The following is a 10,132-nucleotide window of genomic DNA, read 5'->3' on the forward strand; positions in this document are numbered from 1 at the left end:
CGTGGTGTTATCCCTTCGAATTATACCGACTATACGGATAAGATATGATCAAAAGCATAGAAACCATCCTCGCAGACGTCCCCACCATCCGTCCGCACAAGCTGTCCGTGACCACCATGAGCACGCAGACCTTGGTGCTGGTGCGGGTGCGCTGCGGCGACGGCGTGGAGGGCTGGGGCGAAGCCACCACCATCGGCGGCCTGAATTACGGCGAAGAGAGCCCCGAGAGCATCAAGACCAATATCGACACCCATATCGCCCCGCTGCTGGCCGGCATGGAAGCGAGCCAGGTGGCCAAGGCCATGGCCAAGCTGCGCAAGGCGGTCCAGGGCAACCGCTTCGCCAAGTGCGCCATCGAGACCGCGCTGCTGGATGCGCAGGCGCGCCGGCTCGGCATTGCCCTTAGCGAACTGCTGGGCGGCCGCGTGCGCGACGCGCTTCCGGTGGCATGGACCCTGGCCAGCGGCGATACCGCCAAGGACATCGCCGAAGCGGAAAGCATGCTGGAACTGCGCCGCCACCGCATCTTCAAGCTGAAGATCGGCGCCCGCCCGGTGGCCGACGACGTGCGGCACGTGCTGGCCATCAAGCGCGCGCTGGGCGACGCGGTCAGCATCCGCGTGGACGTGAACCAGGCGTGGAACGAACTGCAGGCCATCGAAGCCATCGCGGCGCTGGAAGCCGGAGGCGTGGACCTGATCGAGCAGCCGGTGCCGGCCCACCACAAGGCTGCCATGGCGCGCCTGGCGCAACGCTTCTCGGTGCCCATCATGGCCGACGAAGCCCTGCAAGGACCGCTCAGCGCCTACGACTACGCCACCCAATCGGCCGCCGACGTGTTCGCGGTAAAGATCACGCAATCCGGCGGCCTGGTACAAGCGGGCCAGGTGGCCACGGTGGCGCAACTGGCCGGCGTGGCGCTGTATGGCGGCACCATGCTGGAAGGCGGCGTGGGTACGGCCGCGTCGGCGCATCTGTTCTCCACCTTCGCCGAGCTGTCCTTCGGCACCGAGCTGTTCGGGCCCCTGCTGCTCACCGAAGAAGTGCTGCAGGAGCCGCTGGTCTACAAGGACTTCATGCTGCAAGTGCCCACCGGCCACGGCCTGGGCGTTGCCGTCGATACCGACAAACTCGGCCGCCTGCGCCGCCACTGACCGCCATCAAGGAGAGTTCCAATGCTGTTCCACGTACGCATGGATGTGAGCATGCCATCCACCCTGCCCGAAGCCGAAGCCGCAGCGATCAAGGCGCGCGAGAAGGCGTATTCTCAAGAATTGCAATCCAGCGGCCAGTGGCGCCACCTGTGGCGCATCGCCGGCCAGTATTCGAACATCAGTATTTTCGACACCGCCAGCATCGACGAGCTGCACGCCCTGCTCTCCACGCTGCCGCTGTTCCCCTTCATGAAGATCGAGGTGATGCCCTTGTGCCGCCATCCATCGTCGATCCGCACCAACGACCTGTAAGCAAACCCACTAGACGGAGACTGACATGACACACAACGACATCGACAAGCTGGTACAGAACTGGATCATCGACACCGCCACCCGCCCGGCCAATCCGCGCGTGCAGGCAGTGGTGCTGCGCCTGGTGGGCGACTTGTGCAAGGCGATCGAAGACCTGGACATCCAGCCCAGCGAATTCTGGAAGGGCCTGGAATACCTGACCAACGCCGGCAAGAACAATGAACTGGGCCTGCTGGCGCCGGGCCTGGGCCTGGAACGCTTCCTCGACATCCGCGCCGACGAAGCCGAAGCCAGGGCGGGCCTGCAAGGCGGCACGCCGCGCACTATCGAAGGCCCGCTGTACGTGGCCGGCGCGCCGGCAAGCACCGGTTTCGCGCGCCTGGACGACGGCAGCGAAAGCGCCGAGGCCGAAGTGCTGTTCATGCAGGGCACCGTGTACGACGAGGCGGGCCAGCCGCTGCCGGGCGCCAAGGTCGAAGTGTGGCACGCCAACCTGATGGGCAACTACTCCTTCTTCGACGCGTCGCAGTCGCACTTCAACCTGCGCCGCACCATCATCGCCGACGAGCAGGGCCGCTACCAGTTCCGCAGCATCCTGCCGAAGGGCTACGGCTGCCCGCCGGGCGGCAGCACCCAATGCCTGCTGGACCAGCTGGGCCGCCACGGCCAGCGGCCCGCGCACATCCACTTCTTCGTCAGCGCCGATGGCCACCGCAAGCTGACCACCCAGATCAACATCGACGGCGACGAATACCTGTGGGACGACTTCGCCTTCGCCAGCCGCGAGGGCCTGGTGCCGGCCGTGAGCAAGGTGACCGATCCGGCCGCCATCGCCCAGAAAGACCTGCGCCAGCCTTACTCCAGCATCGACTTCGACTTCCGCCTGTACGGCGAACGTCCTGCCGCGCCGGAAGCCGAAGTGGCACGCGTGCGCGCCGCCGCCTGAACCGGGAGAACAGCATGAGCACCACGATTCCTATCATCCCCGTGAACGCTACACCCTCCGGCGCCCGCCCGCTGGAGCAGTACCTGGTGGAAGACCACGAGAAAGGCGACTTCCGCCTGCACCGCGCCGCCTTCACCGACGAGGCCCTGTTCGAACTGGAGATGAAGTACATCTTCGAAGGCAACTGGATCTACCTGGCGCATGAAAGCCAGGTGGCCAACGTGAACGACTACTACACCACGCACATCGGGCGCCAGCCGGTGTTCATCGCGCGCAACCGCCAGGGTGAACTGAACGCCTTCATCAACGCCTGCAGCCATCGCGGCGCGCAGCTGTGCCGCCATAAGCGCGGCAACAAGGCCACCTACACCTGTCCGTTCCACGGCTGGACTTTCAACAACAGCGGCAAGCTGCTGAAGGTAAAAGACCCTGAGGAAGCGGGCTACCCCGAGTGCTTCAACAAGGAAGGCTCGCACGACCTGAAGAAGCTGGCGCGTTTCGAGAACTACAAGGGCTTCCTGTTCGGCAGCCTGAAAGAAGACGTGGCGCCGCTGTCCGAGTTCCTAGGCGAAGCGGCCAAGATCATCGACATGATCGTCAACCAGTCGGCCGACGGCCTGGAAGTACTGCGCGGCTCGTCCACCTACACCTTCGAAGGCAACTGGAAGCTGCAGGCCGAGAACGGCGCTGACGGCTACCACGTCTCGGCGGTGCACTGGAACTACGCGGCCACCACCAACCGCCGCAAGGAAGCCGAAGCCGACGCCGCCAATGGCCGCGAAGACAAGATCAAGGCCATGGACGCCGGCAAGTGGGGCAAGCAGGGCGGCGGCTTCTACGCCTTCAAGCAAGGCCATATCCTGCTGTGGACCAAGTGGGCCAACCCGCAGGACCGTCCCAACTACCCGCGCCACGGCGAGTACGCGGACAAGTTCGGCACCGCCACCGCCAACTGGATGGTGGAGCGCTCGCGCAACCTGTGCCTGTACCCCAACGTCTACCTGATGGACCAGTTCGGGTCGCAGATCCGCCTGCTGCGCCCCATCTCAGTCAACAAGACCGAGGTGACGATCTACTGCATCGCGCCGAAGGGCGAACCGGCCGCAGCGCGCGCGCGCCGCATCCGCCAGTACGAGGACTTTTTCAACGTCAGCGGCATGGCCACGCCGGACGACCTGGAGGAATTCCGCGCCTGCCAGCAGGGCTACGCCGGCAAGGCCATGGAATGGAACGACATGTGCCGCGGCGCCACCCACTGGATCGAGGGCGCGGACGACGCGGCCAGGGAAATCGGCCTGCAACCGGTGATGAGCGGCGTGAAGACCGAGGATGAAGGCCTGTACACGGTGCAGCACCGCTACTGGCTGGACGTGATGAAGCAGGCGCTGCGCGCCGAGGGAGAGCAGAAATGAGCAGCATCGACATCAACGGCATCGCAGCTTTCCTGTACCGCGAAAGCCGCCTGCTGGACGACGAGCAGTGGGACGAATGGCTGGAGTGCTACCACCAGGACGCCCAGTTCTGGATGCCGGCCTGGGACGACGACGACACCCTGGTGTCGGACCCGGAGCGCGAAATCTCGCTGATCTACTACCCCACCCGCCAGGGGCTGGAAGACCGCGTGTTCCGCATCAAGACCGAGCGCTCCAGCGCCACCATGCCGGACACGCGCACCAGCCACAACATCGCCAACGTGGAGCTGGAAAAACAGGAAGGCGCGCTGTGCACCGTGCGCTTCAACTGGCACACGCTGAGCCACCGCTACAAGACGGACTACAGCTACTTCGGCATGTCGCGCTACGTGATCGACTTTTCCGGCGCGGCGCCGAAGATCCTGAACAAGTACGTCGTGCTGAAAAACGATTACATCAATCAGGTCATCGATATTTACCATATTTAAAGTCTGGAGTACGGACATGAGCCATACCATCGCACTGCAGTTCGAAGACGGAGTGACCCGCTTCATCAGCTGCAACCCCAATGAAAAGCTGGCCGACGCGGCCTACCGCCAGAAGGTCAACATTCCGCTGGACTGCCGCGACGGCGCCTGCGGCACCTGCCGTGGCCTGTGCGAATCGGGCAGCTACGACATGCCCGCTTCCGGCTACATCGACGACGCGCTGACGCAGGAAGACGCGGAGCAGCGCTATGTGTTGAACTGCCAGATGCGCCCCACCTCCGACTGCGTGGTGAAGATCCCTGCCACCTCCGCCTCCTGCAAGACGGCGGCGGCCAGCCACCCTGGCAGCATCGCCTCGGTGGAAAAGCTGTCCGAATCGACGCTGCGCTTCACGGTGGAACTGGCGCAGCCGGAAGCGCTGGACTTCCTTCCGGGCCAGTACGTAAACGTGGAAGTGCCCGGCAGCGCGCTGACGCGCTCCTATTCCTTCAGCTCCGTGCCGGGTTCGCCGCTGGCCTCCTTCGTGGTGCGCAACGTGCCCGGCGGCCGCATGAGCAGCTACCTCGCGGATACGGCCCAGCCGGGCCAGCAGATCGCCTTTGCCGGCCCGTTCGGCAGTTTCTACCTGCGCCCGGTGCAGCGGCCGGTGCTGATGCTGGCCGGCGGCACCGGCATCGCGCCCTTCCTGTCGATGCTGGAAGTGCTGGCCGCGCACGGCTTCCCGCAGCCGGTGCGGCTGGTGTTCGCCGTCACCCGCGACTGCGACCTGGTGGCGCTGGAACAGCTGGACCGCATCGCGGCCGCGCATCCGCATTTCAGCTACGTCACCTGCGTGGCCGAGCAGGAAAGCACGCATCCGCGCAAGGGCTACGCCACCCACCACGTCGAGCCCTCCTGGCTGAACGGCGGCGACGCCGACGTCTACCTGTGCGGCCCGGTGCCCATGGTGGACGCGGTGCGCACCTGGCTGGGCGACGTGGGCGTGAGCCCGGCCAACTTCTATTTCGAGAAATTCTCGGCCAGCAGCGGAGTATAAAAAATGAGCATGCGATTCAAAGACAAAGTCGTCATCGTCACCGGCGCCGCACAAGGCATAGGACGCGGCGTGGCGCTGGAGGCTGCGCGCGAAGGCGCTTCGCTGGTACTGGCGGACCGTTCGCCGCTGGTGCTGGAGGTGCTGGCCGAAGTGCAGTCGGGCCGTGACTTCCCGGCCGCGCTGGCCATCGCCTGCGAGGTGGACCTGGAGACCCATGCCGGCGCGCGCGAGCTGGCCTGCGCCGCTGTCGCCGCCTTCGGCCGCATCGACGTGCTGGTCAACAACGTGGGCGGCACCATCTGGGCCAAGCCCTATCAGGAATACGAGCCCGAGCAGATCGAAGCGGAAATCCGCCGCTCGCTGTTCCCCACCCTGTGGTGCTGCCACGCGGTGCTGCCGGCCATGATAGAACAGCAGCGCGGCGTGATCGTCAACGTGTCCTCGATCGCCACGCGCGGCATCTACCGCATTCCCTACTCGGCAGCCAAGGGCGGTATCAACGCCATGACGGCCAGTCTGGCCCTCGAGCACGCGCAGCAAGGCATCCGCGTCAACGCCGTGGCCACCGGCGGCACGGAAGCGCCGCCGCGCAAGGTGCCACGCAATCCCAGGCCGCTCAGCGAGCAGGAACAAGTCTGGTACCAGGGCATCGTCGACCAGACCATCGCCAGCAGCCTGATGCACCGCTACGGCACCATCGACGAGCAGGTGCGCGCCATCCTGTTCCTCGCTTCCGACGAAGCCAGCTACATCACCGGCACCGTGCTGCCGGTGGGCGGCGGCGACCAGGGCTGAGCGAGCCATGGCGCTGTTGCGGGACTGGTCTTTCTCAGCCGTGCTGGCGGGCTTCCTGGCGGTGGTGATCTCGTATTCCGGGCCGCTGGTGATCTTCTTCCAGGCGGCCAGCGCGGCGCATGCATCGCAAGCGATGATGTCGTCATGGATCTGGGCCATCTCGCTCGGTGCGGGCCTGTCCGGGCTGTGGCTTAGCTGGCGCCTGAAGACGCCCATCATCACCGCCTGGTCGGCGCCGGGCACGGCGCTGCTGGTGACGCTGTTTCCCGCCATGTCCATCAACGAGGCGGTGGGCGCCTATATCACGGCCGCGGCGGCGCTGCTGCTGGTCGGCCTGTCCGGCTCCTTCGACAAGCTGCTGCGCCATATTCCCAAGGGCCTGGCGGCCGGCATGATGGCGGGCATATTGTTCCAGTTCGGCGTCAACACCTTCAAGTCCATCGCCACGCTGCCGGTGCTGGCGGTGGGCATGGTGGTGAGCTACATCGTCTGTAAAAAACTCGTGCCGCGCTACGCCGTGGTGGTGGTGATGCTGAGCGGCGCGCTGATCGCCTGGGGCACCGGCTCGGCGGACCTGGGCGGCCTGCAGCTGGTCGCCGCCACGCCGCAATGGATACAGCCCGAATGGAGCTGGCGTGCCACCTTCAGCTTCGCCGTGCCGCTGGTGCTGGTCAGCCTGAGCGGCCAGTTCCTGCCCGGCATGGCTATCCTCAAGCTGTCCGGCTACCAGACCAGCGCGCGGCCCATCATGGGCGCCACCGGCATCGCGTCGCTGGCGGTGGCCGGCTTCGGCGGCATCACCATCGTCATCGCCTCCATCACCGCGGCGCTGTGCACTGGCAGGGACGCGCACGAAGATCCAGCGCGCCGCTACGTCGCCGGCATGGCCAACGGCCTGTTCTACGTTGCGGGCGGCACCATGGCCGCCACCATCGTGGCGCTGTTCGCCAGCTTGCCGAAAGAACTGGTGGCCGTGCTGGCTGGCCTGGCGCTGCTGGGCGCCATCACCTCCAACCTGATGGGCGCCATCGAGGACGAGCAGCACCGCGAAGCGTCCGTCATCACTTTCCTCGCCACCGCGTCCGGCATGAGTTTCCTCGGCCTGGGCTCGGCGTTCTGGGGCATCCTGATCGGCCTGTTCGCCTACCTGGTCCTGAAACGCAAACCGGCCGCACCGACTATTTAAGGACACCTATGCCCATCGCAATCATCAACGACACCTGCATCCACTACCGCACCGACGGCGACCGCCGCCTGCCGGCGCTGGTGCTGTCCAACTCGCTCGGCACGGACCTGAGCATGTGGCAGGCGCAGGTTGACGATCTGGCCGCCCACTACTACCTGGTGCGCTACGACACGCGCGGCCATGGCCTGTCCGCCAGCCTGCCGGGCCCATATTCCATCGCCCAGTTGGGCGCGGACGTGGTGGCGCTGCTGGACCACCTGGATATCGGGCAGGCGCACTTCTGCGGCCTGTCCATGGGCGGGGTTACCGGCCAGTGGCTGGGCCTGCACGCCGCCCGCAGGATAGGCAAGCTGGTTCTCGCCAACACGGCCGCGCGCGTGGGCACCGCGGATGGATGGCAAGCGCGCGCCGCCGCCGTGCGCGCCCAAGGCCTGGGGCCGATCGCCGACAGCGCCGCCCAGCGCTGGTTCACGCCGCAATTCGTGCAGCGCCAGCCAGCCGTCGCCGACGCCATGGCCAACCGCCTGCGCGGCCAGAACTACGAAGGCTATGCGGCCTGCTGCGACGCCCTGGCAGGCGCCGACATGCGCGGCGAAATCCACGCCATCACCGCGCCCACGCTCATCATTGCGGGCACGGCCGACCCGGTGACCACCGTTGCCGACGCCGAGGCCATGCGCAGCGCCATCCCAGGCGCACGCCTGGCCGCCCTGCCGGCCTCGCACATTTCCAGCGTCGAAGCCCCGGCGGCATTCACCCGGGTGCTGCTGGAATTCCTGGCGTAGCCGCACCTTCCTGGCGGAATCGTGTTTAACCTGGCGGCGGCTCCTCGCTACACTATTCCGCATCGAACCGAGCTGCGAGGAGAACACCATGGAACAGCAGAGCTACCGGAGTTGCATCGACGCGTGCAACGCTTGCGCCAATGCCTGCGACAACTGCGCGGCCTCCTGCCTTGCCGGGCCGGAGGTGGACGCCATGGCCAGGTGCATAGCGCTGGATATGGACTGCGCCCAGGCGTGCCGGCTCGCCGCGGCGCTGATGGGCAGGGGCAGCCGCTTCGCGCCGGCGGCGTGCACGCTGTGCGCCGACGTTTGCGAGGCATGTGGCGAGGAATGCGGCACCCATGAAATGGATCATTGCCAGGCCTGTGCCGACGCATGCCGGCGCTGCGCGCAAGCCTGCCTGGCGATAGCCGCCTGACCGCGCCGGGCAGGGGCGCCGGGTTCGCATGCTGAACATGCGTGCTAAAATGCGCAGGTAAACCTACCCCTGCCATCATGCCCCAGACCTCCTACATCACCCAAGCCGAATCGCTGATACGCGACACCGGTGCGCGCCTGACCCAGCCGCGCACCCGGGTACTGGCCTATCTGCTCAAGCAGAAAGAGGCGATGACGCACCACGAAATCCACAGCCACCTGCCGGGCGATGCGCTGGACGCGGTCACACTGTACCGCGTGCTGGAGTGGCTGACGGAAAACCGGCTGGCGCACCGCATCGCGGGCGCCGACCAGGTGTGGCGCTTTTCGGCCGGCGCCGTCCAGCAAAACCACGAACACGCCCATTTCCAGTGCAACAGCTGCGACGCCGTCACCTGCTTCAACGACGTGCCGCTGCCGCGCCGCGTGAAGATGCCGGAAGGATTCGTGGGCGAGGAGGTCGACTTCCTCATCAAGGGCATCTGCCCGCGTTGCAGCAAGAAGTAAGCGGTTTTTTCCCCGCTTTTTCATCCTTTAATGCAACCCTGTTGCGTTAACGGCCGTGCTGATCTATTATTGCAACCCTCTTGCATTAATAAGGCCTTTCCATGCCAGCCATCAGCGACAGCCGCTTGCCCGTCACAGTCCTATCAGGATTTCTCGGCGCAGGCAAAACCACCCTGCTCAACCACATACTGGCCAACCGTGAAGGCTTGCGGGTCGCCGTCATCGTCAACGACATGAGCGAGGTCAATATCGACGCCGCGCTGATCGCCTCCGGCACCGCCAGCGCTGGCGCGTCGCTGTCACGCACCGACGAACGCATGGTCGAGATGAGCAATGGCTGCATCTGCTGCACCCTGCGCGAGGACTTGCTGCTGGAAGTGCGCAAGCTGGCGGCCGAGGGCCGCTTCGACTACCTGCTGATCGAATCCACCGGCATCGGCGAACCCATGCCGGTGGCCGCCACCTTCGATTTCCGCAGCGCGGATGGCGATTCGCTGAACGACATCTCCCGCATCGACACCATGGTGACGGTGGTGGATGCGCGCAGCTTCCTGCCGGACTACCGCGGCACCGATTTCCTGTCCAACCGCGGCGAAACCGCAGGCGAACACGACGAACGCACCCTGCCCTCGCTGCTTGCGGAACAGGTGGAGTTCGCCGACGTCATCGTCATCAACAAGACCGACCTGGTAACGAAGGAAGAACTGGCCGATGTGCAGGCAGCGCTGATCGCGCTCAATCCGGCCGCCGAACTGGCGTTTGCCGAGCGCGGACGGGTGCCGCTAAAGCGCATCCTGGGCACCGGCAAGTTCGACCTGGACCGCGCCAGCGGCATGGCCGGCTGGGCGCGCGCGCTGGCGGGGGAGCATACGCCGGAGACCGAGGAATTCGGCATCTCGAGCTTCGTGCTGCGCGCGCGCAGGCCCCTGCATCCGGAGCGTTTCGACGCATATCTGGGCCGCGACTTTCCCGGACTGCTGCGCGCCAAGGGCTACCTCTGGTTTGCTACCCGGCCCGACTGGGCGGTGGCGTATTCGCTGGCTGGCCGCATCGCAAGCGTGGAGCCGGTGGGCCATTGGTGGGCGGCAGGGGGG

Annotated in this window: 12 protein-coding genes; all 12 read left to right on the forward strand. The window is 65.9% G+C overall.

Translation table 11 applies throughout. The features are described 5' to 3' along the window. Positions 1–44: 44 nt before the first annotated feature. The gene (locus AC6H42_RS06270; RefSeq protein WP_057155699.1) at positions 45–1,154 is read left to right on the forward strand and encodes a muconate/chloromuconate family cycloisomerase; all 1,110 of its coding nucleotides are present in this window, start codon (positions 45–47) and stop codon (positions 1,152–1,154) included. A gap of 21 nt (positions 1,155–1,175) precedes the next feature. Further along, the gene (gene catC, locus AC6H42_RS06275; protein ID WP_057155700.1) at positions 1,176–1,466 is read left to right on the forward strand and encodes a muconolactone Delta-isomerase; all 291 of its coding nucleotides are present in this window, start codon (positions 1,176–1,178) and stop codon (positions 1,464–1,466) included. Between the two features lie 25 nt (positions 1,467–1,491). Further along, positions 1,492–2,412, forward strand: a complete 921-nt coding sequence (gene catA / locus AC6H42_RS06280) for a catechol 1,2-dioxygenase (RefSeq protein ID WP_497547634.1) — start codon at positions 1,492–1,494, stop codon at positions 2,410–2,412. Positions 2,413–2,426: 14 nt separating this feature from the next. Continuing rightward, entirely contained in the window at positions 2,427–3,824 is a 1,398-nt protein-coding gene (benA, locus tag AC6H42_RS06285) for a benzoate 1,2-dioxygenase large subunit (RefSeq protein ID WP_497547635.1), read from the forward strand. Further along, positions 3,821–4,312, forward strand: a complete 492-nt coding sequence (gene benB, locus AC6H42_RS06290; RefSeq protein WP_057155703.1) for a benzoate 1,2-dioxygenase small subunit — start codon at positions 3,821–3,823, stop codon at positions 4,310–4,312. Before benA ends, benB begins: the two co-directional genes overlap by 4 nt. Positions 4,313–4,328: 16 nt before the next feature. Continuing rightward, complete coding sequence (benC, locus tag AC6H42_RS06295) at positions 4,329–5,348, forward strand: benzoate 1,2-dioxygenase electron transfer component BenC (RefSeq protein ID WP_497547636.1); 1,020 nt, start codon at positions 4,329–4,331, stop codon at positions 5,346–5,348. A 3-nt stretch (positions 5,349–5,351) separates the two neighbouring features. Continuing rightward, positions 5,352–6,143, forward strand: a complete 792-nt coding sequence (locus AC6H42_RS06300) for a 1,6-dihydroxycyclohexa-2,4-diene-1-carboxylate dehydrogenase (protein ID WP_057155705.1) — start codon at positions 5,352–5,354, stop codon at positions 6,141–6,143. Between the two features lie 7 nt (positions 6,144–6,150). Beyond that, positions 6,151–7,329, forward strand: coding sequence for a benzoate/H(+) symporter BenE family transporter (locus tag AC6H42_RS06305; protein WP_497547637.1), 1,179 nt, complete (start codon positions 6,151–6,153; stop codon positions 7,327–7,329). An 8-nt stretch (positions 7,330–7,337) separates the two neighbouring features. Then, positions 7,338–8,114 carry a 3-oxoadipate enol-lactonase gene (gene pcaD, locus AC6H42_RS06310; protein ID WP_057155707.1) on the forward strand — a complete coding sequence of 259 codons (777 nt, stop codon included), beginning with the start codon at positions 7,338–7,340 and terminating at the stop codon, positions 8,112–8,114. 88 nt (positions 8,115–8,202) lie between these two features. Beyond that, a complete protein-coding gene (locus AC6H42_RS06315; RefSeq protein WP_497547638.1) occupies positions 8,203–8,532 on the forward strand; it encodes a four-helix bundle copper-binding protein in 330 nt (109 codons plus the stop codon). Between the two features lie 77 nt (positions 8,533–8,609). Further along, positions 8,610–9,038 carry a Fur family transcriptional regulator gene (locus AC6H42_RS06320; protein ID WP_057155709.1) on the forward strand — a complete coding sequence of 143 codons (429 nt, stop codon included), beginning with the start codon at positions 8,610–8,612 and terminating at the stop codon, positions 9,036–9,038. 101 nt (positions 9,039–9,139) lie between these two features. Then, positions 9,140–10,132: GTP-binding protein (locus tag AC6H42_RS06325; protein WP_497547639.1), on the forward strand; the 993-nt coding region annotated here is incomplete at its 3' end.

Source organism: Massilia sp. NBRC 108631, from assembly GCF_059704565.1.

Coding starts and splice junctions, on each gene's coding strand:
- AC6H42_RS06300 (WP_057155705.1), top strand. CDS start 5,352: ATGAGCATGCGATTCAAAGACAAAGTCGTCATCGTCACCGGCGCCGCA.
- benC (WP_497547636.1), top strand. CDS start 4,329: ATGAGCCATACCATCGCACTGCAGTTCGAAGACGGAGTGACCCGCTTC.
- pcaD (WP_057155707.1), top strand. CDS start 7,338: ATGCCCATCGCAATCATCAACGACACCTGCATCCACTACCGCACCGAC.
- benA (WP_497547635.1), top strand. CDS start 2,427: ATGAGCACCACGATTCCTATCATCCCCGTGAACGCTACACCCTCCGGC.
- catA (WP_497547634.1), top strand. CDS start 1,492: ATGACACACAACGACATCGACAAGCTGGTACAGAACTGGATCATCGAC.
- AC6H42_RS06320 (WP_057155709.1), top strand. CDS start 8,610: ATGCCCCAGACCTCCTACATCACCCAAGCCGAATCGCTGATACGCGAC.
- catC (WP_057155700.1), top strand. CDS start 1,176: ATGCTGTTCCACGTACGCATGGATGTGAGCATGCCATCCACCCTGCCC.
- AC6H42_RS06305 (WP_497547637.1), top strand. CDS start 6,151: ATGGCGCTGTTGCGGGACTGGTCTTTCTCAGCCGTGCTGGCGGGCTTC.
- benB (WP_057155703.1), top strand. CDS start 3,821: ATGAGCAGCATCGACATCAACGGCATCGCAGCTTTCCTGTACCGCGAA.
- AC6H42_RS06315 (WP_497547638.1), top strand. CDS start 8,203: ATGGAACAGCAGAGCTACCGGAGTTGCATCGACGCGTGCAACGCTTGC.
- AC6H42_RS06270 (WP_057155699.1), top strand. CDS start 45: ATGATCAAAAGCATAGAAACCATCCTCGCAGACGTCCCCACCATCCGT.